This window comes from Myxococcus xanthus (assembly GCF_006402735.1).
Taxonomy (GTDB): domain Bacteria; phylum Myxococcota; class Myxococcia; order Myxococcales; family Myxococcaceae; genus Myxococcus; species Myxococcus xanthus_A.
Genome location: NZ_CP017174.1, coordinates 3,754,742 through 3,777,258, shown reverse-complemented (window position 1 = coordinate 3,777,258; position 22,517 = coordinate 3,754,742). Strand labels below are relative to the sequence as shown.

The 22,517-nt window shown below is 69.9% G+C and carries 21 protein-coding genes; 6 read left to right on the top strand and 15 right to left on the bottom strand.

Going from position 1 to position 22,517, the window contains the following annotated elements:
* Positions 1 to 33: 33 nt before the first annotated feature.
* The 6 genes from BHS09_RS16030 to BHS09_RS16005 form a co-directional block, all read right to left on the bottom strand.
* Positions 34 to 1,113: a gluconeogenesis factor YvcK family protein gene (locus BHS09_RS16030; protein ID WP_140798295.1), complete on the bottom strand. Its 1,080-nt coding sequence runs from the start codon at positions 1,111 to 1,113 to the stop codon at positions 34 to 36.
* 93 nt (positions 1,114 to 1,206) lie between these two features.
* A complete protein-coding gene (gene exoE / locus BHS09_RS16025; RefSeq protein WP_140798294.1) occupies positions 1,207 to 2,574 on the bottom strand; it encodes a polyisoprenyl-phosphate hexose-1-phosphate transferase ExoE in 1,368 nt (455 codons plus the stop codon).
* 93 nt (positions 2,575 to 2,667) lie between these two features.
* Entirely contained in the window at positions 2,668 to 3,405 is a 738-nt protein-coding gene (locus BHS09_RS16020; protein WP_013939805.1) for a CpsD/CapB family tyrosine-protein kinase, read from the bottom strand.
* 29 nt (positions 3,406 to 3,434) lie between these two features.
* Positions 3,435 to 4,862: a GumC family protein gene (locus tag BHS09_RS16015; protein ID WP_140791031.1), complete on the bottom strand. Its 1,428-nt coding sequence runs from the start codon at positions 4,860 to 4,862 to the stop codon at positions 3,435 to 3,437.
* A gap of 14 nt (positions 4,863 to 4,876) precedes the next feature.
* Positions 4,877 to 6,025, bottom strand: a complete 1,149-nt coding sequence (locus BHS09_RS16010; RefSeq protein ID WP_174258793.1) for a porin family protein — start codon at positions 6,023 to 6,025, stop codon at positions 4,877 to 4,879.
* Between the two features lie 65 nt (positions 6,026 to 6,090).
* Positions 6,091 to 6,663 (bottom strand): polysaccharide biosynthesis/export family protein, encoded by a 573-nt coding sequence (locus tag BHS09_RS16005; RefSeq protein WP_140791021.1) that lies wholly within the window; start codon positions 6,661 to 6,663, stop codon positions 6,091 to 6,093.
* 373 nt (positions 6,664 to 7,036) lie between these two features.
* Between BHS09_RS16005 and BHS09_RS16000 the strand changes: the two genes are divergently transcribed.
* The 5 genes from BHS09_RS16000 (at position 7,037) to pheA (ending at position 10,212) form a co-directional block, all read left to right on the top strand.
* Positions 7,037 to 7,234 carry a hypothetical protein gene (locus BHS09_RS16000; protein WP_225888882.1) on the top strand — a complete coding sequence of 66 codons (198 nt, stop codon included), beginning with the start codon at positions 7,037 to 7,039 and terminating at the stop codon, positions 7,232 to 7,234.
* Positions 7,235 to 7,326: 92 nt separating this feature from the next.
* A complete protein-coding gene (locus BHS09_RS15995; protein ID WP_140791017.1) occupies positions 7,327 to 7,755 on the top strand; it encodes an EVE domain-containing protein in 429 nt (142 codons plus the stop codon).
* A gap of 48 nt (positions 7,756 to 7,803) precedes the next feature.
* Positions 7,804 to 8,259, top strand: a complete 456-nt coding sequence (locus tag BHS09_RS15990) for a GNAT family N-acetyltransferase (protein ID WP_140791015.1) — start codon at positions 7,804 to 7,806, stop codon at positions 8,257 to 8,259.
* Positions 8,259 to 9,398 (top strand): bifunctional chorismate mutase/prephenate dehydratase, encoded by a 1,140-nt coding sequence (locus BHS09_RS15985; RefSeq protein WP_140791013.1) that lies wholly within the window; start codon positions 8,259 to 8,261, stop codon positions 9,396 to 9,398. Before BHS09_RS15990 ends, BHS09_RS15985 begins: the two co-directional genes overlap by 1 nt.
* Entirely contained in the window at positions 9,391 to 10,212 is an 822-nt protein-coding gene (gene pheA / locus BHS09_RS15980) for a prephenate dehydratase (RefSeq protein ID WP_140798293.1), read from the top strand. The genes BHS09_RS15985 and pheA overlap by 8 nt, the downstream gene beginning before the upstream one ends.
* A gap of 7 nt (positions 10,213 to 10,219) precedes the next feature.
* Here the strand turns inward: pheA and BHS09_RS15975 are convergent, their stop codons facing one another.
* The 8 genes from BHS09_RS15975 to BHS09_RS15940 form a co-directional block, all read right to left on the bottom strand.
* Positions 10,220 to 11,338 carry a 3-deoxy-7-phosphoheptulonate synthase gene (locus tag BHS09_RS15975; protein WP_140791009.1) on the bottom strand — a complete coding sequence of 373 codons (1,119 nt, stop codon included), beginning with the start codon at positions 11,336 to 11,338 and terminating at the stop codon, positions 10,220 to 10,222.
* Positions 11,339 to 11,497: 159 nt separating this feature from the next.
* Complete coding sequence (locus tag BHS09_RS15970; protein ID WP_140791007.1) at positions 11,498 to 12,064, bottom strand: tetratricopeptide repeat protein; 567 nt, start codon at positions 12,062 to 12,064, stop codon at positions 11,498 to 11,500.
* 136 nt (positions 12,065 to 12,200) lie between these two features.
* Positions 12,201 to 14,450: a caspase family protein gene (locus BHS09_RS15965; RefSeq protein WP_140798292.1), complete on the bottom strand. Its 2,250-nt coding sequence runs from the start codon at positions 14,448 to 14,450 to the stop codon at positions 12,201 to 12,203.
* Positions 14,450 to 15,259, bottom strand: coding sequence for an ActD protein (locus tag BHS09_RS15960; RefSeq protein ID WP_140798291.1), 810 nt, complete (start codon positions 15,257 to 15,259; stop codon positions 14,450 to 14,452). Before BHS09_RS15960 ends, BHS09_RS15965 begins: the two co-directional genes overlap by 1 nt.
* Before the next feature lie 113 nt (positions 15,260 to 15,372).
* A complete protein-coding gene (locus BHS09_RS15955; protein ID WP_140798290.1) occupies positions 15,373 to 16,686 on the bottom strand; it encodes a GNAT family N-acetyltransferase in 1,314 nt (437 codons plus the stop codon).
* A 53-nt stretch (positions 16,687 to 16,739) separates the two neighbouring features.
* Complete coding sequence (locus BHS09_RS15950; protein WP_140798289.1) at positions 16,740 to 18,401, bottom strand: sigma-54-dependent transcriptional regulator; 1,662 nt, start codon at positions 18,399 to 18,401, stop codon at positions 16,740 to 16,742.
* Between the two features lie 44 nt (positions 18,402 to 18,445).
* A complete protein-coding gene (locus tag BHS09_RS15945; protein WP_140798288.1) occupies positions 18,446 to 19,474 on the bottom strand; it encodes a GGDEF domain-containing protein in 1,029 nt (342 codons plus the stop codon).
* Between the two features lie 45 nt (positions 19,475 to 19,519).
* Entirely contained in the window at positions 19,520 to 19,798 is a 279-nt protein-coding gene (locus tag BHS09_RS15940) for a glutaredoxin family protein (RefSeq protein WP_140790994.1), read from the bottom strand.
* Between the two features lie 21 nt (positions 19,799 to 19,819).
* Between BHS09_RS15940 and BHS09_RS15935 the strand changes: the two genes are divergently transcribed.
* On the top strand, positions 19,820 to 20,974 hold the full coding sequence (locus BHS09_RS15935; protein WP_140798287.1) for a DUF4388 domain-containing protein: 1,155 nt from the start codon (positions 19,820 to 19,822) through the stop codon (positions 20,972 to 20,974).
* An 8-nt stretch (positions 20,975 to 20,982) separates the two neighbouring features.
* Here BHS09_RS15935 and BHS09_RS15930 read toward each other — a convergent pair whose 3' ends face one another.
* Positions 20,983 to 22,443 carry a penicillin-binding transpeptidase domain-containing protein gene (locus BHS09_RS15930; protein WP_140798286.1) on the bottom strand — a complete coding sequence of 487 codons (1,461 nt, stop codon included), beginning with the start codon at positions 22,441 to 22,443 and terminating at the stop codon, positions 20,983 to 20,985.
* Positions 22,444 to 22,517 lie beyond the last annotated feature (74 nt).

The following is a 22,517-nucleotide window of genomic DNA, read 5'->3' as shown; positions in this document are numbered from 1 at the left end:
TCGGGCGCCCAAGGTGGTGATGGAGGTTCGCGGCTACAACCCGCTGCGGGCCATCTTCAGCAGGCAGGCGGCGACCTTGCGGCTGTCGTGTCGAATCCTGGACCCTGCCTTGAGGAGGTCCGCCTGCACCGGCACCACGCCCGCGCCAATCAAGTCCCGCGGGTTGGCCGACACCACGAACGAGCCGCGCCGCGCATAGCGCCGGGTCGCCTCTTCCGTGGGCAGCGTGCCGTTGACGAGCACCGCGTCCAGCACCGGCCCCACGTGGTCCGTGACGGCCTGCACGTGGTCCAGGCAGGACATGCCGTCCGTCTCACCCGGCTGCGTCATCAGGTTGGCCACCATGACCTTCAGCGCGCGCGTCTCCTTGAGCGCCTGGGCCACGCCGTCCACCAGCAGGTTGGGCAGCACGCTCGAGTACAGCGAGCCCGGACCGATGGCGATGAGGTCCGCCGTGTAGATGGCCTCCAGCAGTCCCTCGGTGGGCGGTGGCGAGCGGGGACTCAGCGTGACGCGGCGCACCCGGCCGTGCGCGCGGCAGATGTTGCGCTCCCCCACCACCTCCGTGTCGTCATGCATCTGCGCCACCAACTGCACGGACGCCAGCGTGGACGGCAGCACGTGGCCCCTGGCGCCCAGCAGCTCCCCGGACATGCGCACCGCCTCCATGAAGTCCCCCTTCAGCTCCGCGAGCGCGGCGATGAGCAGGTTGCCCACCGCGTGGCCCGCCAGGCCGCGCGCCCCGCCGAAGCGGAACTGGAAGACGTCCTTGAGCGCGTTCTTTCCACCCGCCAGCGCCACCAGGCAGTTGCGGATGTCGCCCGGAGGCAGCGCGCCATGTTGGCGCCGCAAACGGCCCGAGCTGCCGCCGTCGTCGCTCATGGCCACCACCGCGGTGATGTCGATGCCGGGCTCCCGGGCCTTCGGTGTCGCGCGCCGGGCCAGGCCGCGCAGCACCATGGGCAACCCCGTGCCTCCGCCGATGGCGACGATGCGCGTCGGCCGATCCACCTGCCCCTGAAGCACCTCGTTGCCCTGGCGCTCCAACTCCAGCCTGCGGCGGGCCTCCGCCCACTCCGCGGGCAGCGGCGCTTCCATGTCCATTCCCACCATGACGCTAACCCCCATCCACGACGCCCCAGCCCGCCTCCCCAGGCGAGCCCACCTCCCGGCCTGCCTCAGCGGAGGCCGGGAAAGCGAAATGCCCTACCGCGCCCCACGACCGAGAAGCACATGCCTCACGGTGTGGAAGATGATTCCCACATCCAGGAACAGCGAACCGTTCTTCACGTAGTACAGGTCGAACTCCAGCTTGTTCCGCGCATCCTCCACCGACGCGCCGTAGGGGTAGCGAATCTGAGCCCACCCCGTCAGGCCTGGCTTGACGGCCTCCCGCAGGCCGTAGAACGGAATCTGCTGCTTCAACTGCTCGACGAACACTGGCCTCTCGGGGCGGGGCCCCACGAAACTCATGTCTCCCGTCAGGATGTTGAAGACCTGGGGAATCTCGTCGATGCGCGTGCGGCGGATGAAGCGGCCCACCCGCGTGACACGGTCATCGTTCGCCTTCGCCCACACCGCGCCATGCTTCTCCGCGTCCGTGCGCATGCTGCGGAACTTCCACAGGTGATACGTGCTCCCGAACAGCCCGGTCCTTTCCTGCCGGTAGAAGATGGGTCCCTTCGAATCCAGCTTGATGGCCACCACGACCAGCAACAGGAAGGGCGCGGACAGCATTAGCAGGAGGGATGCCACCGCGATGTCGAAGCCCCGCTTCAGCGTGCGGCGCAGCGGGGACACGGTGAGCTCGTCCGCGAAGGCGAAGTCGCTCGCCCTCAGGAACTGCACCGGTATCCGGCGCAGCACCCGCTCGCAGAAGCCCGTGGCCTCATACACCCGCCGGCCCTGGAGCCGGCAGCGCAGCAGGCCGTCCACCCAGTTGGCCCCGCGCATGTCATCCGCGGCCTGCACGACAAAAGCCGCGTTCAGCCGGGCCGCCGTCTGCTCCAGCGCCTCGCCCGAGGTGCGAGGGTCCGTCAGGCCCACGATGCGGTAGGTGCCCTCCCCGCCGGCATCAATCGCGCTGGCCACCGCGCGCGCCTTGGGCCCTTCGCCCACGAGGAGCACCGAGTGCGGCGCTCCCACCAGGGCGCGGATGGACACCCGCACCATCAACGTCCCGGCCAGGGCGCCCATGGCCCCGCCCAGCAGCGTGCCCGGCGGAAGCTGCATCGGCACGACCAGCGGGGTGACGAGCATGACGCCGCCCGCCACCATCGCCGTGACACCCGCGGCCTTGAGGAACCGGTATCCCCGCACCCGGTCCTCCGCGGCCACACGGAGGTCATACAAGTCCAACAGGTACAGCGTGAACTGGAAGGTGATGACGAACGCCGCGCCCAGCCACAGCAGCGTGGGCCACAGCTGCGACAGCGGCGTGTGTGTCCCATCAGGCGCGAAGAGTGCCGCGCAGGCCGCCGCGCCCATCACGCAGGCCAACGCGATTGCCGAACTCTCGGCGAGGAAGAACGTCAGTTTCTTTGCAGAGAAATAGTGGTGAAAAACGCGGAGCACGTGCCCCTCCAACCTACCCGCCCGACCCTCTTCCACCTCCGGCCCCGCCCCCTGTCACCAGGAGGCGGGAACCGAAACCAAAGCCACCCGCCGCTACTTCTTCTCGTAGTTCTTCAGGTACGGCGCCGAGTGGACCTCCGCGCCATTCAGCACGCACCCGACGATGGGCGCGCCGCCCAGGCTCTCCACCGCCTGGTGCACCGCCTTGCCCGACGTCACGTTGGCGCGGATGACCATCAGCACGCCGTCCGCCTGGTGGCCCAGGATGGCCGCGTCCGCGAAGGGCAGCGTGGGCGGCAGGTCGATGTAGACCTCGTCGAAGCCCTCACGCACCGCCTTGAGGAACTGCTTCATCCGGCCGCTCGCCAGCACCTGCGCGGTGTCCTCGGGCGTGACGCCCGCGGGGATGAGGGCCAGGCGCGTGGAGTTGAACCGCCGCACCACGTCCCGCACCTCACAGTCCCCCGCCAGCAGCTCCGCCAGGCCCGTCTTGTTGCGCATGCCCAGCGTGGCCGCCACGCCGCCCCGGCGCAGGTCCGCATCCACCAGCAGGATGCGGCGCTCCGGGTTCGCCCGGGCCGCGGCGAGCGCCAGGTTGACGCTCGTCACCGTCTTGCCTTCCCCCGGCATCGCCGAGGTGAGCGCGACGACCTTCATCGGCCGCAGGTCCCGCATCCGCTCGAGCCTGTAGTAAAGACTACGGTATTGCTCCGCCGCGGCCGATGCCGGCGCCGTCAGCGTCACCACCCGGCGGTCCACCGCGTTGCCGCCCGTCGGGTTGTCGTCCACTCGGGGGAGGAAGTTGCCCGCCCGCTCCATCGTCTGATCCATGTCCGTCCTCCGTCCTTTTCCGGCGAGACTCAGTTCAACGACGTGGGGTTAGACACGCTGTTTCGAGCCCCCGAAGCCGGCATCAGAATCCGCCGCTCCGTCTTGCCCTGCATTTCCGGGACCACCGCGAGCACTGGCAGCGTCAGGCGCTGGCGAACCTCGGTGCCATCGCGCAGGCTGTCGTCACGCATCTCCAGCACCGCCCCCGTCAGCACACCCAGGCCCAAGGCCAGGAGGAAGACGATGAGCATGCCCGCCATGCGATCCGGCCGGGCCGGGGCCGCCGGCACGCCCGCCGGGGAGATGACGTTGAACAGGCTCTTGGCGCTCTTGGCCTCCAGCTCCTGCGCAATCTCCGCCTCCACCTTGCGGCTCACCACGCTCTGGTACTTGGTGCGCGCGATTTCGTAGTCGCGGTTCATCACCGCCAGCTCGTGCGCCCAGCGCGGGGTGTTGTTCAGCCGGCCCTGGTACGCCTCGGCCTGCTTCTGGAGGTCCTGAATCTCCTGCTGGATGTTGCCAATCAGCGTGGCCACGCGGGTGCGCTCGGCGCGCTCGGCCCACAGCCGCCCTTCGGCCTCCTTGCGGCGAGTCGACATGCCGTCCAGCTCCGTCTGCAGGCGCTTCACCTCCGGGTGGTCCTCCGTCCAGGTGGTGCGCGCGTTGACCAGGGAGCGGGTGAGCCCGTTCTCCGCGGCCTCGAGCCTGCCGGCCTCGCTGTCCACGGCGTTGCGAGCCCGGGCCAGGTCGGAGCGGCGGCCCTCAGCGACACGCAGCTCCTCGGACTTCGTCTGGAGCTGGTGCGACACGCGCTCCAGGCCGCGCATGTTCATCTCCATCTGCTCGGGCAACTCGCCCAGGTGGTCCACCTTGAACTGGGAGATCTTGCCCTCCCAGGCGCTGACCGCCTTGCCCAGCTGCACCATCTCCTCGTTGAAGAGGTCGGTGGCGCGAGCCGCCTGCGCCTGACGAATCTTCAGCGTCTCATCGGAGAAGATGGTCGGCAGGCGGTTGGCGACCTGCGACGCCACTTGCGGGTCGCGGTTGGCGTAGGTGAGCTCGAAGGCCGTCTCACCCTCCACGCGCACCGTGAGGTCCTTGCGCATCTGCGTGACCGCGGACTCCATGCCCTTCTCCGAAACGATGTCCGGATAGAGGTTCATCTCCTCGATGGCCTTCTGGAGCACCGGACGCGCCAGCAGCTCCTGTCGAACGGTGAGCAGCCGCTGCTCGATGATTTCGCTCACCGTGCGCTGCACCATCTCCTCACCCGGCCGCTGCGGCTCCACGCGGACCACCACTGAAGCCTCGTACATGCTCGGCCGGGTCATCACGATGGCTGCGCCCACCAAGAAGACCGCTGCTGCGATGGCACCGACCAGGGCCTTGCGCCGCCACAGGGCACCCAGAAGCTGGTCTGCCGTCATCCCTCGCTCCATGTTCCGCTCCTCCTCCATCCCACGCGCTGTAGCTACCAAGGCGTCACCACCAAACGGACGGCGAACACATTGCGCGTCAGGTCCACCGCGCTCGCCGAATCCGCCAGCCCGACCTGAGCGATCCGATCCACCGCACCCTGCGCCGACAGGCGCCGGTCAATGCGGTACTCCACACCACCACTCACCGCGTAGCCCTGCGACACCCGCGGCGCTCCTCTGAACACGGCCCAATCCAGCGACGGGGCCTGCCCGTTGCGGAAGAAGCTGGCCGCGCCAAAAAGTGAGAACTTCTGGGTGAACCGGCGCGCCAACATCACCGACGCGTAGTCCGCCCACAGCGCGTTGGTGAAGCCGTTCGCGCCCACCAGGTCGTGTCCCGTCGACACGCCCACGTCGAACATCTCCCCTTCGCGCTGCAGCTCCACGTTCACTCGCGGAACCCAACCACCCTGCTGGCCCACCGGCGCCAGGTACCGCACGGGGCCCGCCCGGACGGTGAAGGTGGTAGGCCGCGTCAGCCGATACCGCAACCCCAGCGCCGCGCCGTGCGACTGGGTCAGCGTCCCCTCATAGAGGAAGCCCTGGTACCGGTACTCCAGGCCCAGGCTGAGCCGGCGCGTGGCGCGGTACCAGCCTTCGATGGAGGGCGTGTGCGCGTACCCCGCGCGCTGCCCCACGTCGATGATGCGCACCGCCTCGAAGCGGTAGCCCGCGCGCACGTCCAGCCGCTCCGCCACGCGGTTCGTCACGCCCAGCGTCGCCTGCGTGAAGAACGTGGGCTGTGTGGAGCGCGCCAGGCCGTCACGCGGCAGCGAGCTGGGGTCTGTGACACGGAACACCTGGATCGCCGTATCCAGCCGCAGGCGACGCGTCATCTGGTGCCGGGCCGCCAGCCCGCCCCGGTGGTCCAGCGTCGTCCTGCCCGACCCATGCCGCATCAGCAGGTCGGCCGCGTAGAAGCTGTCCAGCGTGAGCCGCGCGTCCTTCGCCTCCAGTCCCAGCCGCGGCGTCAGCTTCGTCATCAACTGGCCGGTGCCATCACCACCGCCCAGTCGCAGGTCGTCGTCGAACCGCTCCTCGGCCGTCAGCCGAAGCCGGGGTTCCCACACCGTCGCGGCCTGCGTGGCAGGCGCACCGAACATGAGGCCCGCGAGTAGCCACTTCTTCCAGTTACCCTTCACCGTCGCCCTCCGTCCCGCACGCCAACCACCGCCCATGTCCACGACGCCCACTGCGTCATCACCCTTCACGGAACGACGACGGTGTCACCCGGCCGGAGCATGACCTCGTGTCCGCCATCCGGAGAGATGAGGTCGCTGTAGCGCACCGGAATCTGGCCGCCCTTGCTGTCGGTGCGGATGACCACGATGCCGTCCGAGTTGGCGAAGTCCGTGAAGCCACCCGCCAGCGCGATGGCCTGCAGCAGCGACACGCGGCCGCGCAGCGGATAGGCGCCCGGGTGGGCCACCTCGCCGGTGACGAACACGCGGCTGCTGTTCACCTCGCGGACAATCACCGTCACGCGCGGATCCTGCACGTACGGCTGGAAGGCCTCCTTCAGGGATTCGGCCAGCTCCGTGGGCGTCTTGCCCGCGGCGTGGACCTCGCCCACCATGGGCATGGAGATGTAGCCATCCGGACGAACCGGCAGCGTCCGGGACAGCTCCGCGTCACGCCACACCGCGATGTCCAGCACGTCCTCGCGGCCAATCCGGTAGGGCTGCTCCGTGTTGTCCACCTTCACCTGCGACTGGTGCGCGCAGCCCCCCAGGAGCATCACGCCCAACACCGTCCAGAACCCCGCGCTCGTCTTGCCCATCGTCAGCTCTCCCTCAAAAGCGTGTGTCGCGCTCCCGGCCCTACCGCGGCCGGACGTTGCTTCCGGCGGCGATGCCTTAGCAGCGCGTGTGCCACGTACTGGAGGGAGGGAAAGCCCTTGGATAGCAGTGGGTTACGAAGTGCCCTCCTGGGAGACCCCATGGGGTTCAGGAAATTTTTCCGGCATCGTACCCGCGTCGCACCCGGTGCTTTCTTCAGGCATTGCGCTGAGCAGGGAACGACTTTTCCCTCCGCGGCCCCTCCCGCTTCCCATTTCCCGGGGCTGGAGGCTGGCACGCGTATTGGATTGAGGTTCGCGCGAGGCAATGAAGTCCACAACGCGTGATGAGTTCGCGAGAACGGGGGATGGTCGGATGAGGAAGGCGGCTGGGGCGGTAGCGGCGTCGTTCGCGATGGGCACGGGAGCCATGACCCTGATGGGTGTGGCCTTCGCAACGCAGATGGAGGCCGCGGTGGTCGCGGTGGTGGGCCTGGCGTTGTACGCGAGCAGCGCGCTGCTCACGAACAAGGCGCCGGCGACGGCGGCCACCAGCGTCGCGAAGCAGGCGTAGTCCGGATGTGATGAAAGAGGCCGGGTGCCCACGCGTGGCGCCGGCCTCTTTCATTTGGCGCGCACGGTTTCGGACAAATAAGGTGCGCCACCATGGCCAAGCCACAGTACTGGCTCATCAAGAGCGAGCCCTCCGTCTACGCCTACGCCCAACTGGAGAAGGACGGGAAGACGGAGTGGACCGGCGTGCGCAACTTCGAGGCGCGCAACAACATCCGGGCGATGAAGCCCGGAGACCTCTGCCTCTACTACCACTCCAACGAGGACAAGGCGGTGGTGGGCGTGGCCCAGGTGCTCACGCCGCCGGGACCGGACTCCACCGTTCCCGATGAGAACTGGGCCGCCACCTTCATGGGGCCCGTCGTCGCCTTCACGCAGCCGGTGGACCTGGCCACCATCAAGGCCACCGCCGCACTGAAGGATTTTCCGCTCGTCACCCGCGGCCGGCTGAGCGTGGCTCCCGTCACCGCCACGCACTTCAAGCAGGTGTTGAAGATGGGGAAGACAGTACTACCGAAGTAGTACGGTGACGCTGGTGGGGCGCCACCCCCGAAGGCATACTCCGGCGCCGTGAGTCCCACTGACATCCGCAAGATTCCGGCTCAGGAGACGCGCGGCCTCCGCCACGCCATCCTCCGTCCCAACCAGCCTCCGGAGATGGCCGTCTACCCCGGAGATGACGACGGGGACACGCTCCACCTGGGCGTCTATACGGAGGGCCGCCTGGTGGGCGTGGCCTCTCTATATCGGGAGCCGCCGCCGGACGCGCTGCGCGCCACCACGGCCTGGCGTCTGCGAGGCATGGCAGTGGACGCCACCCTGCGTGGGCACGGCCATGGCGCCGCCCTCCTGAAGGCCTGCATGGAGCATGCGGCGCGGCAGGGCGGTTCCCAGGTGTGGTGCAACGCGCGGATGACGGCCTCCGGGTTCTACCGCGCGCAGGGCTTCGCGCAGCGAGGCGAGCCCTTCGACCTGCCCGGCATCGGCCCGCACCACCTCATGTGGCGCAACCTTGGAACCTCGTGATGACCACCCTCCCCGACCTCGACCTCATCCGGACCTCCATCGAGCGCATCGACGAGGAAATCCTCGATGCCCTCCGCCGCCGCATGGCGCTGGCGGACGACGTGGCCCGGGCGAAGCTGGCCGCCGCCGCGCCCTTCCGGGACCAGCGCCGCGAGGACCTGCTCCTGCGCCGCATCCGCACCCGCGCCGCGGAGCACGGCCTGGACCCGCACGAGGTGGAGCGCATCTGGCGGCTCTTCATCGACATGTCCGTGGCCCGGCAGCACGAGCTCGTCACCCGCCTGGACACCACGCCCCTGCGCGTGGCCTACCCTGGCGTGGAGGGCTCCTACAGCCACCTGGCCGCGCGCCGCCGCTACGGGCACCGCACGGGCGGCGTGCTGCTGTCCGGTTTCGACCATGCGAGAGAGGCCGTGGAGGCGCTCCGCCGCGGTGAGCAGGACCTGGTGCTGCTGCCCATCGAGAACACCACCGCGGGCAGCATGAACGAGACGTATGACCTGCTCGCCGAGGGCGGCGTGGTCATCACCGCGGAGCTGGTCAGCCAGGTGGACCACCGCCTGCTGGGACTGCCGGGCGCGAAGCTGGAAGGACTGCGGGAGGTGCTGTCCCATCCGCAGGCGCTGGCGCAGTGCGAGACGTTCCTCCGGGAGAAGGTGCCCTGGGCCCGCGCGGTACCGGACGTGGACACCGGCGGCGCGGCGCAGAAGGTCCGTGAGCGCAACGACGCGTCGGTGGCGGCCATCGCCAGCGAGACGGCGGCGCAGCGCTTCGGCCTGGAGGTGCTCGCGGGCGATTTGCAGCCGGCCTTCGACTACACACGCTTCGTGGAGGTGGGCCGCGAGGCTACGCCCCTGTCGCCCGGCGTGCCGTGCAAGACGTCCCTGCTGGTGGTGCTGGAGCACAAGCCCGGCACGCTGGGAGAGATGCTCCAGCGGCTCACCCTGCGCGGCGTGAATCTGAGCAAGCTGGAGTCGCGCCCCATCCCGGGACAGCCGTGGCAGTACCGCTTCTACCTGGACGTGGAGGGCCACGCCGCCTCCGCGGCGGTGACGGCGGCGCTGGACGACATCCGTCCGCTCACCTCGTCGCTGCGCGTGCTGGGGACGTATGCGCGCGCGGAGGCGCCTCATGCCTGAGTCGCCGCGGCGCATCGCCTTCCAGGGCGAGCCTGGCGCCTATGGAGAAGAGGCCCTGCGAGCGCTGCATGGCGCCGACGTGGAGGCCGTCCCCTGCCTCACCTTCCGCGCCGTCTTCGAGGCCGTGGCAGAAGGCCGCGTGCACGGCGGCGTGGTGCCGGTGGAGAGCTCGCTGGGCGGGCCGGTGGCGGAGACGGTGGACCTGCTGCTGGAGCATGACGTGCCGGTGACGGGCGAGCTGTCCCTGCGCATCCGCCACTGCCTGCTGGCCCCACCAGGCCTGGTACTGGACGACGTCCAGCAGGCCCTCTCCCACCCGCAGGCCCTGGCGCAGTGCGCGGGCTACCTGCGCCGGCGGGGCATCACACCGATGCCGGAGACGAACACCGCCATCGCCGCGCGGAAGGTGGCGGAAGAGAAGCCTCCGCACACGGCCGCCATCGCCAGCCGCATGTCCGCGGGCCTGTACGGACTGGCCGTGCTGGAGGAAGGCGTGGAGGACTCGCCGGACAACTTCACGCGCTTCATCGCCCTGGGGCCCGCGCCCGAGCGGACGTGGACGCGGCGGAAGACGGCGCTGGCCTTCACCGTGGAGAACGGGCCGGGCGCGCTGTACCGCGTGATGAGCGCCTTCTCCTCGCGCGGCCTCAACGTGGCGAGGCTGGAGTCCCGGCCACAGCGCCGCGCCTGGGAGTACGTGTGGTGCCTGGACGTGGACGGCGCGCTGGAGGACCCGCGGGTGCGCGAGGCGGTGGCCGCGGCCCAGGCCGCCTGCATCACCCTGCGGGTGCTCGGAAGCTACGGCGTGGTGTGAGGCGCGCTCAGGCGCTGGTCGCCTGGAGCCCGTCACCGTGCTGCACGGCCGTCTCGTACGCGGTGCGCACCAACTGGACGTAGCGCTGCAGCGCGGAGAGCTGCTCCATGCGCAGGGCCTGGGGGCCGTCGCACAGGGCGGCCTCCGGATGCGGGTGGAAGTCCACCAGCACCATGGACGCGCCCGCGATGATGCCCTGGCCAATGGCGTGGAAGACGTCCGGCAGCCCGTCCGGCGGCGGCGCGGCCTGGCCAATGGCGTGCGACGGATCCACGCACACCGGCAGGCGCGTCAGCCGGCGCACCACGGGCACGTGGGCGAAGTCCACCATGTTGCGGTGCGGGTCACCCAGGTGCGTCTTCACGCCGCGGAGGCAGAAGATGATTTTCGGGTTGCCCTCGCTCGCCACGTACTCACACGCGTTGAGCGACTCCTCCAGGGTGATGCCCATGCCTCGCTTGAAGAGCACCGGGAAGACGCGCTGCTGGCCAATGCTCTTGAGCAGCTCGAAGTTCTGCGCGTTGCGCGTGCCCACCTGGAGCATGACGCCCGTGGCATTGCCGGAGCGCTCCAGCGCGTCGCGAATCTCGTCGATGTGACGCGGGTGCGTCACCTCCATCGCGATGACCTTGATGCCGTGCTTGCCCGCCGACTCGAACACCCAGGGCAGGCAGGCGGCGCCCAGGCCCTGGAACTCGTAGGGGTTGGTGCGGGGCTTGTAGGCGCCCATGCGCGTGGTGCGGATGCCGCAGCGAGCAAGCGCCGCCATCATCGTGTCCACATTCTCCGGGTTGTCCACGGCACACAGGCCGGCGAACACATTCACGGAGCGCTCGTCGAAGTTGATGCCGTTGTACTCGAAGCCCGCGGACGTCCGCTGGCCCTTGTGCCGGCCGATGACGCGGTACTTCTGTGACACGCGCACCACCTGCCGCACGCCGGGAATCTGCTCGAAGGGCTCCACGGGCACCTGCGCGGTGGAACCCAGCAGGTAGACCTCCGTAATCGTGTACTCGGAGCCCCCGATGACGTGCGTCCGAGGCGTCACTCCCTTGTACTGGGAAGCAACCTGGAGGACGGCGGACACCACGGACTCCGGCGAGTCCGGCTCGAGCATGACAATCATCTTCGGTTCTCCCGGGCGGCGCTGTCGGACTTTACGCGAATTGCGTGAAGTATGGCGGAAAAAGGCCGCGTCACATGTAACACTTCGAACCGCTTTGCCGCGTCCGGACTTGAAACCGGAGTGGGGATTCGTGTCGTCCAGGCCCCGGCAGGCCGCCTGCTAGGCCGGCACGGGGCGGAGCCGGGTGGCGAGCTGGGCGTAGTGGTCTCTCTGAGCAGTGTCGCCCAGGTGCTCCCACACGTCGGCCAGGGCCCGGGCGCATTCGGCGGAGCCGGGAGACAGCGTCAGCGCCAGTTCGAAGACGTGGCGTGCCTGGCGGTAGCGGGCCTTGTCCGGGCGGCGGGAGCCCCGCGTCAGCAGCGAATTGCCCAGGTTGTAGATTTGAACGGCGGCGGACTCGCGGTAGCCCGGCGTGGGGTTGAGCTGCATGGCGCGCTGGAGCAGCTGCGCGGCGGCCTCCGGCTCCCCCAGCTCCAACTGGCAGAGGGCGGCGTCGCGGTGGGCCTCGGCCTCGGTGGGGTCCACTTCGATGGCGCGCTCGAAGCAGCGCAGCGCCTCCTCGAAGCGCTCCAGCGTGGCCAGCGAGGCCCCCTTCCCCGTGAGCGCGGGGACGTGCTTGGGGTCCACTGCGAGCACCTTGTCGAACGCGAGGATGGCCGCCTCGTGATTGCCCGCCATGGACAGGCTCACGCCGTCATTGAAGGCCGCGAACAGCAACTTGGACATCTCTCCCCCAGCGAATGGGTGACACCGGCCACGCTCCCGGGCCGGAGGGTCAGCCTGTCACCGGGGAAGTCCCCATGGAAAGACGTCATTGCCGGGCGCGCTTTCGTATCGCTGATGGGAGCCATTGGCCCCTGCGTCAGATGCGCAGGCCCACCTGTACACCGGGCCACAGGAGCACGCCCCCCGCGTCCAGGTTCGACAGACGGCTCAGGTTCGCCACGGGCTCACCGTTGGAGTCGTGCAACACGTTGAGCGTGGGCCCGCCGATGATGGCCAGGTTCCGCGCCACCTGGAACCCCGCCACCAACCGGAGCTGGTGCAGGCGGCGGTTGCCTTCGAAGGACACGTTCCAGTCGTAGAGGGTGTTCGACACCGCGTCCACGTCCAGGAAGAAGCGCTCGGAGATTGGGATGTGCGCGCCGAGCCCCAGTCCCAGCGACCAGTGGCTGGGGCCACGCGCGCCCGCCATGGTGCCCATGCCCAACACGAGCGTCGTGTAGAGGTAGCGGCTGCCCACCTTGATGGCGGTGTTGGCGTAGTTGAAGTCATTACCGAAGGCCTCGACGTGGAATTGGCCGTTGCGCGCGATGCTCACCAGGCCCACCGGAACACCGGAATCCAGCTCCCGCGACACGTTCACGAGCCCGAGCTGGAGGCCGCTCATCCGCCCCGCCACGTTGACGATCCCCACCTGCGCGCCCTTCACGTCACCACCCACATTGACGAGGGACAGCTGCGCGCCCCGGGCCTCCGCCGCCCAGTTCAATCCCACGGCCACCTGGAGGCCCGTCATCCGGTCCCGCGCATGGTTGAACGCCACCGCGCCCTGCACACCGTCGACGCTCCCCGCCGTCCAGTTGCCGCCCACGGCCAGCTGCGCTCCCACCAGCGACGTGCCGGACACGTTGGCGCCCACCGCGAGCTGCCCGAGCGAGCCGCTGGTCCGCGCCACATTGAGCCCGATCGCCGCCTGGATGCCCTCCGCCTTTCCGTGCGTCCAGTTGCCGCCCACGGCCAGCTGCGTGCCCGACATGTCGCCCCGCACCACGTTGGCGCCCAGGGCCAGTTGCAGCCCATCCACCTTGTCCGTGGCCACGTTCGCGCCCAGGGCCATCGCCACGCCGTCCAGCCGCGCCATGCGGGACACGCCCATGGACAGGGAGACGTGGTTGTCCACGGGCACGCCGGAAGTCATGAGGTCATTCGTCTGGAGGCCGGGGAACAGGCCCACGTTGACGAAGCGCGACCGGCGACCGCTGCTCGCCGCCGCGACCTCCGACACGCCAGCGCCCGCGGAGAGTGTCTCAGGCAGGGGCCCACCGCCGCGCATGGCCGTCAGCTCCCCCTGCACCGCACGGAAGGCGGAGGCCGCCAGCACCGTACGGCCGCCCTCCCCCAGTTCGAACTCCGCCTGCGAAGTCTGGTCCAGCACCTTGCGCATCACCGAGTAACGGCCCTTCTGCAACCCCAGCTCGGTGGTGCGGCCCGCGTACTTCTTCAGCTCCACGACCAGGCGTCCCTGGGAATCACGGACGTAGAGCCGCCCATCCACCAGGTCCCCCAGGACGAGCACCGCGGCGGTGGAGCGCAGGTCCGTCATCACCAGGTCGCCCGTTCCCGCCAGCTCGATGTCATACGCGGGGTGCTGCGCCCCGGCCCGCGTCTCCTCCGTGCGGGCCAGCGTCTCGTGGAAGGCGAACTGGTAGGCCTCGTGCAGCGTCACCCGGCCGTCCCCGGAGACGTCCGCCGCGCCGCGCAGGCCGGACACCAGGTTGTGGGTGAAGAACGAGCCGCCGATGCGGTCGGACTCCTGGGACACCTCGTCCTCGGAAGACGACGTGAGGATGGCATGGCCTCGCACCGCGGAGGACGCATCCACCATGAAGGCTGGACGCCGCACTCCGCCCTTCTGGCGGGCCAGCGTGCCGGACGCGCACGAATCCAGGATGGCGATGCGCACGTCGGCGGGAAGCGACTCCAGCGCCTTGCGCAGCTCGCGGTAGCCGAAGCGGTCCTTCTGGAGGAGCAACCCCTGCTCGTCGGAGTGGCCCGAATAGTAGATGAGCGCCTCGATGCGCGTGCCCGGCGTGGTCGCCGCCGCCAGCATCGCCTTGAAGCGAACCAGGGCGGACTCCAGCGCCGCGCGGTCGCTCTCCATCAGCAGCAGCTTGTCCTGCGGCTGCACCCCTCCGAGCTCCTCCAGCACGTCGCCGAACGAGCGCGCATCCGTGACGGCGTACCGGAGCCGGGCACGTCCCTCGCCCCCATCGTTGACGCCCACCAGCAGCGCGAAGCGGCGCACCGACGCCTGCGGCGCCGAGGACGCGGGAGCCGCGGCGGCCAGGGCGGGCACGAGCAGGAGCGAAAACAGGAGGGACCGCGTCATCACCGCACCTTTTCCAACGTGAAGGACGTCTGGCCCAGGGTATCCGGAAGTGGCAGCGGCAGGGTGCGCGCGTCGGTGGGCTGCCGAGCAAGCGCGCGCGCCGCCTCCAGGACCGACGCCACCTCCAAGGGTGCATCGGACGTGACGAAGAGGAAGCGCTCGAAGTCCGGTGCGTCATCGAGCTCGTAGGCATGGGCCAGCGGCACCGCCTCGCCAGGGCCCAGCTCCGTGCTTCCCGACAGCATCGAGGGATGGTGCAGCGTCACGGCGCCGCGCCCATCCACCGACACCACGACACCATGGCGGCTTCCACCCGACACGTAGCTGAGTTGCAGGACGTCACCGCGGCGCGCCCGGGCCTGTTCACCGAGCAACTCCGGCTCGCCCGCGCCCTGGCGGTGGACCCGCAGGCGCGGCCCACCCTTGATGCGCACGGTATCCAGCATCACGATGAGCGGCACCGGTGACTCGGGCGGCTCCGGCTGCTCCTCCGGCGCGGACATGAAGAGCAGCGCCAGCGAGGCGGCCACGGGGACGCTGAGTGACAGCCCATGCCACCCCTGCGAGTTGTCGCGCCGCGCTGTCTCCGTGCGGACCTGGGACTCGCGCTCGCGCCGGGCCACCTCTGCGGCGACTTCGGCGGGCGGATGACGCGCCAGCGTCTGGCGGGAGTCCGCTTCCAGCCGGGCCAGCCTCGCGGCGCCACCGGGCTCACGCTCGAGCCGGGCTCGCGCGGCGGACAGCGCCTCTGGCGGCAGCTCGCGCAGGATGATTCGCTCCAGAAGCCAGTCAGGGGTGCCAGGGGCCATGCGCAGTGCGTCTCCAGCGCGGCGAAAAGCCCTCGGTTCCCGTGTCCTGCCGCCTCCGGCCTCGCGCGTCTCCTGGAACACCGGCCCCTCAAGAATCTGTCACCCGCCTCGGCTCACAGGGTGAGGACCATCAACTCCTCGTCGAGGAACGTCTCCCCCACCTTCAGCGCGTTGGGCTCCACGCCATAGGTCCGGAACCCCAGCGAGCGGTACAGCGCGTGCGCGGGCACGTTCCCCACCGAAACTGCGAGCAGCAGGCACTTGAGGCCGCCCATCTTCCGCGCCTCGTCGATGAGCGCGGTCAGCAGCCGCCGGCCCACGCCCCGCGAGCGGACCTCCGGCGCCACGTACATGCCCCACACCACTGCCTTGTGCGCCAGCCGGGCCCGGGACTCGCGCTTCAGCCCCAGCGCGCCCACGAGCTGCCCACCGTCAAAGGCGCCCAGGACACACTGGGACGCCCCCACCAGCCAGCCGCGCACGGCCTCCAGGGACAGCGCCGAATCCTCCTCCACCGAGGCCGCGAAGGACTCCGGGTTGTCCCGCAGCCCCCGCAGCCGCAGCGCCTTGAACGCCTCCGCGTCCTCCGCCACCAGCCTGCGGATGACGAGCTGCGTCGGTCCGGCGCCGTGGCCCTCCGCCTTCAGGAGCGCCGTGTACCCCGAGATGAAGTCCGGGTAGCGCGGTGCCCAGCCCAACGACTTCAGGCGCGCGTTGGAGATGTCGCGGTCGCCTCTCACTGTCTCGTTGAGCTGCTCCAGGGGAATGCGGGGCGGCATCGGCACGCCCAGGCGCTGGCTGAGCCAGGCCACCGGCTCCTCGGTGGGCGCGGAGCGGTCATCCGCGACGCAGTACAAAGCGCCGGGCTCGCCGCGCGTCAGCACCACGCGAATGGACTCCACCAGGTCATCGACGTAGATGCGGGAGATGCGTCCGCCGCCACCTTCGGGCAGCCGGAGCGCCCCCGACAGCAGGCGCGTGTGAATGCCGCGCCCGGGCCCGTAGATGCCGGCGATGCGCATCACCATGGCGCCCAGCGGCAGGTAGCGCGACTCCGCCTCGATGCGCTCGCGCGACGACGGCGTGGACAACTCCACCGGGGTGTCCTCGTCCACGTGGCCCCGCGCGCGGCCATAGACGCCGGTGGAGGACAGGTAGACGAGCCGCGCTGGAACCTGGCCGGCCAGCGCCGAGGCGATGCGCGTGTCCAACCCCGCGTCGGGCGGCACCGAGACGACGACGTGAGCCCCCGCTGTGCGAGTCAGCGCGTCTTCCAGGTCGGTGACGCGGGCCCCGGCGCGCTCAAGTTCGGCACGGCGCGCGGCGTCGCGAGTGGCCGCCAGCACGTCGCGCCCGGCGCGGGCCTCCGCCACGGCGAGCCGCGTGAGCGTGTACCCAGACCCCAGAAGGATGAGAGGAGGCGTCATGTCCCCGCGATAGCGAGACCGCGGGGACAGTGCAAGCGACGGTTACGGCTCGCCTACAGCTCCGCGCTCGCGCGCGGGTCGATGATGCCGCACTCCTTGATTTTGTAGAGGAGCGCCTTGTAGCTGATGCGCAGCTTGGTGGCCGCGCGCCGCTTGTTCCACGCGGTGCGTTGGAGCATGGCGAGAATCGCCTCGCGCTCGGCCAGCATCGCGGCCCGCTTGCCGATGTCCTTCAGCGACAGCTCCCCGGTGGGCGCGGGCGGCGGCGGCGGCTGCGGCACGTCGAAGGGATTGACGTAGCGCGGCGCGGGCACCACCGCGTTCGCGGACTCCATCACCATGGGCGCGTGCGCGGAAGGAGCCAGTGGCGCGACGGACGCCAGCCCGAAGGCGGCGCCGCGCGACGGCATCTCCAGCACCTGCACGGCGGGCGGCGGCGTGCGGAAGCCCTCGTCGTGCGCGCGGCCGAAGGGGCCACCGTCGTCACCCGCGTAGGACGTGGGCAGGGACGGCGCGCTCGCGGGTGCGCGGACCGCGGCCCGGAGCTCGTCGAGCACCAGCGTCGGGTCCTTCAGCACGCACAGCCGGCGGACCATGTTCTCCAGCTCGCGCACGTTGCCCGGCCAGTCGTAGTCCGCGAAGGCGTGCAGCACCTCCGTGGGCAGCTCGGACACGCCGCTGAGGTAGCCGCGGCCGTACTTCTTGAGGAAGTGGTCCGTCAGCGGCACCACGTCCTCGCGGCGCTCGCGCAGCGCCGGCAGGCGGATGGCCACCACGTTGAGGCGATAGAAGAGGTCCTCGCGGAAGTTGCCCAGCGCGATTTCCTTCTCCAGGTCGCGGTTGGTGGCCACGACGACGCGGCTGTCCACGCGCACGCTCTTCTTGCCACCGACGCGGAAGAACTCCTCGTCCTGGAGCACCTGGAGCAGCTTGGCCTGGAGCCGGATGGCCATTTCGCCAATCTCGTCCAGGAAGATGGTGCCCTGGTCGGCCAGCTCGAACTTGCCTGGCTTCTCGGCGGTGGCGCCGGTGAAGGCGCCGCGCTCGTGGCCGAACAGCTCGCTCTCCAGCAGCTCACCGGGCAGCGCCGCGCAGTTCACCTTGATGAACGGACGGTTGCGCCGCTGGCTGCGCGCGTGAATCTCCCGCGCGATGACCTCCTTGCCCGTGCCGGACTCCCCTAGCAGCAGCACGGGGACGTCCGTGTCGGCGATGCGCTCCACCAGCGCACGCGCGCGGCGCATGGCCGGCGAGGTGGAGATGAGGACGCGCTGCTCCTGCGCCGAATCCACCACCGGCATCACCGTGCGCGAGGGCAGGACGGGCGCCACGGCCTGACGCTCCGGCGCCCGCGTCCCCAGGGCCCGGGCCAGCGCGTCCTGGAGCTCGTCGTTGCCGAACGGCTTGGCCAGGTAGTCGCTGGCGCCCATCTTCATCGCCCGAACGGCGTCGTCCGCCCCCGCCAGCGCGCTGAGCACGATGACGGGCGCGCCGCCGCCCATGGACTGGTAACGGCGCAGCACTTCCAGGCCGCTCATCTCCGGCATCACCACGTCCAGCAACACCGCGTCGAAGGAGCCCCCTGAGAGCATCTCCAGCGCCTGGGCGCCACTCGCGGCACAGCGCACCTGGTACCCCGCACTTCCGAGCAGCTCGGACAGAAACGTGCGCACCGCCTCTTCGTCATCCACCACCAGCACCGCGATCCGGTCCATCCCCTCGCCTCCACTCGCCCGCTGCATCGAAGTCCTACCCACCCTCACACCGACAACCGGGAGGTGCTCCCGACCATCCGGCGAAACTCACGCACGCGTCGCATGTCCTGCTGCGCCGCGCTCAACAGCTGCGTGGGCGTGCCCACCGAATCCGGGAAGCTCACCGTTCCCAGCTCCAGTGACGTGCGCACCACCTTCCCCTCCACCTGGAAGCGGGCCGTGTCGAAGCGCGCCGCCACGCGGGATACCACCTCCTGAACCGACTCCGCGGGCGTTCCCGGGAGCATCAGCGCGAATTGACAGTCACCCACCCGTGCCACTGCGTCCGCGTCGCGCACCGTCTGCCCCAACACCACCGCGCTGTACACGAGCAGACGCTCCGCCATGCCTCGTCCAAACTCCTTGCGGAAGGCCGACCAGCCCCCCACTTCCGCCGCCACCACGGAGAATCCGCCGCCGTAGCGTTCCGCCCGCCGCGCCTCCAGGCTGATGAACTCCAGCAGGAAGGGCCGATTGTAGAGCCCCGTCACCGGGTCATGAAGCGCCTGGGCCGTGCCGGCCTCCTCCCCCGCCGCGGCCCGCAGCACCGCGTCCTTCAGCTTCAGCTGGGCGTGAAGCTTCGTCGCCAGCTCCGAGCCACTGCCCGAACGAGGCACCAGGTCCACGCACTGCCCCCGCTCCAGGCAGTACTGCCGGGCCTCGGCGTCCCGCTCATCCACCAGGTAGAGCAGCGGCACCGCGCCATGGCTGAGCTGCCGCAACCGGCGCGCGACCTGGACGGCCGCGAAGTCAGGCGCCTGCGCGGCCAGCAACACCGCTGCCGGGCGGATGACCTCGAAGAGTGGCACCGCCGCGTCGAAGCGCGTCACCGGCACCACCCGGAAGCCGGCCTCCGCCAGGAGCAACCGGGTCCGCTCCAGGTCTGCTGCTCGTGGCTCGACGACGAGCACGGTGGGCGGCTGTCCGGCCTTGCCCACTCGCTTCCTTCGCACACCCACCGTTCCACCTTCCCGCGTGAACTTTTCTCTGCCGCTTTTCGAGGCCCACCCCGGATTTACAGCCTCGAACCCCATCCTGACTTCCTCATCCCCTCGGATTTACTAGAGAAGGGAAGCTGGCTACCCATTCTGGGCAGCGGATTTAGCAATGGCTGTGCCACCTTTGACCTCATGCAGCCGCGCCTCGAACTCCGCGGCGTCCACGCGGTGCTTGAAGGCAGGCACCCCCTCGATGACGACCACGGGGATGTCGTAACGCCAGGCGGTGAAGGCCTCCGCGTCCTCCAGGATGGAGATGATCCGCAGCTCGAAGGGGATGCGAGCGCGCACGGACTCCACGACGGCGGCCGCCTTGTCACAGAGAGAGCAATTGGGTTTCGAGTAGATATCGACGCGCATGCGGGGCAGGATGAACGGTTAATGCGTGGCTTGTCTGGCGACTTCTCGACGATGCCTCTCAAGGACCTCGTCGTCTATCTCGGGAACCGGCGAGCGACGGGGTCCCTGAAGGTGGAGCGTGGGGACGTGCGCAAGCAACTCGAACTGCGCGAAGGCCATGTGGTCAGCGCCAGTTCCAACCAGCCGCGCGAGTTCTTCGGTCAGTTCCTCATCAATATGGGGCACCTGACTGAGGACCAGTTGGAGAAGGCTTTTTCGACCCAGGCGGAGACGCGCATCTTCCTGGGGAAGATCCTGGTGATGACGGGGCTGGTGCCGGAAGCCACCGTTCGCGGCACGCTCAGCCACAAGTTCCGGGAGATGATTCTCGACGCCTTCCATTGGGAGGACGGCGACTTCGTCTTCGAGGCGGCGGACACGGCGCCGGAGGTCGCGGGCCTGGAAGTCAGCGTGGACCTGCTGGACGTCCACCGCGAGGGCGAGTTCCGGGAGACGGCCTGGCAGGCCATCCGCGCCGTCTTCCCGTCCGGCGCGGTCCGGCTCACGGTGGACGAGCGCAAGCTGCCCGAGCGAAAGCCCGGGAGCATGGACGAGCGCATCGTCCAGCTCATCAAGGAAGGCCTCACCATCGACGGCATCGCGCTGGCGCTGCACGCCACGGACTTCTTCCTCTACCAGCGGCTGTATGCGCTCTACCGCCTGGACGCGGTGAAGGTGTCCGACGAGCCGCCCGAGTCCGAGATGTCCGTGGTGGTGGAGGAGGACGGAGAGCCGGGCATCATCGGCTCGGAGACGTCGTCGGACGAGGTGCTCCAGGCCGCGCAGCTGTTCCTCGACGCGGGCAACGCGCGGGACGGCGAGGCGCTGGCGCGGCGGGCGCATGAGATGTCGCCCTCCCCTCGCACGGCGGAGTTCGTCAAGGCGGCCCAGGAGAAGCTCCTGGTGCACCTGCGGCGGGAGCTGGCCGACCCGCCGAAGGTGCCCACGCTCCAGGTCGCGCCCGGGCATCTGAAGACGCTCCAGCTCTCCGCGCCGGAGCGCTACCTGCTGTCACGCATCGACGGACGGCGCGACGTGGCCGCCATCGTCCACGTGTCGCCGCTGCAGGAGCTGGATGCGCTGAAGTTCTTCGCCGGCTTCGTGGACGCGGGGCTGGTGAAGCTGACGCCGCGCTGACGCAAGCGTCAGTGCTTGCCGGCGGCGGAGGCCGGGGCCGTCATCTCCACCGGCGCGGGCAGCCGCTCCAGGCCCAGCCGGAGCGCCTCGCGTCCCAGCCAGGTGCCCCGGATGCGCCACTTCGGGTCATTGACGATGATGGCCGCCACGGCGACGCGCGGGTTGTCCTTGGGCGCGAAGCCCACGAACCACGAGTAGTCGCGAAAGGGCTCGCGGTCCGCCAGTGAGCCTGTCTTGCCCACGGCGGCGTCCACGCGGAAGCCGCGCTCGCGGAACACGGCGCGCGCGGTGCCGCTGGTGACGGTCTCCTCCAGCATCACCGTGAGGGCCTTCGCGGCCTCGGGCGTGAGGACGGGCTCACCTTCCACCGGGAGCAGCGGCGCCGGGCCCTCGGGCTCGAAGAGGATGGGGTCCACCCAGCGGCCCTCGTTGGCGGCCACCGCGGCGACGAGCGCGCCGTGCAGCGGGGACAGGTACACGTCCCCGAAGCCCGCGCCCGTGTTGGCCAGGCTGAACGTCTCCTCGGGGATGGCGGCGAGCGACACATCCGTCGGCACGGGGAACTCAATCTCACGGTTGAAACGGAAGCGGGCCGCCATGCGGCGCAGCGAGTCCACCGTGAGGTGCTTGTTCGTCAGCTTGGCGAAGATGACGTTGGCGCTCTTGCCCATGGCCAGCGCCAGCGAATAGCAGGAGCCGTCCCGCTCGCTGTCCTGCAGGTGCTTCTCGGAGATGCGCCGCTTGCCGCCGTGGAAGCACTCTTCAGTCTCCGGTGTGACGCCGGCCTCCAGCAGCGCGCCGCCGGTGACGATCTTGAAAACGCTGGCCGCGGGGAACACCGCGCGAACCGGCAGCCCTCGCAGCTCCGGCCGCGCCGCCGAGTGCTCCGCCAGCGCCAGCACCCGCCCGGTGGACGGCTCCAGCACCACGGCCGCGCCGTAGGGCGTCTCGTAGTTGCGGAGGATCTGCGTCAGCGACGCTTGCAGCACCGGGTCGATGGTGAGCTGCTTCTTCTTGCCGCCCTTCTCCTTCACCACCAGCTTCCCGCCCTCCAGCGTCGCGCGGGCCATGAGGTCCGCGGACTTGGCCAGCGGCTTCACCGTGGCGATGGGCGGCGCCTTCTCGCGCGAGGGTACGGGCATCGGGGGAACCATCCCCGGCTCCGCGGCCAGCGCCGCCAGTCCTCCGTCCGGCGACTCGCCCCCGAGCACCGCGGCGGCGGAGACGGCGGCGGAACCTGAAGTCCCCGCGTCTGTCTGGGCGGTATCCTGGGACGCCGTGGCGGAGCCCGACATACCCGCGTCCGTCTGGGCGGCCTGCGACGCCGTGCCAGGGGCGGCGACCACCGCCCCTGCCCCACCGGCTTCGGAGGCACCGGCGGACGTGGGTTGCTCCGGCTCGGTCGCTCCAATGACGAGGACCAGGGGGAGCAGCGCGGCGGCGGACAGGAGACGGCGGTGGAAGCGCATTGCTACGGGGGGCTCCGGGGGGTGAGCGACGCCTGGATCCTACCGGCTGGGGGCGCGCTGTCCACGGATGCCTC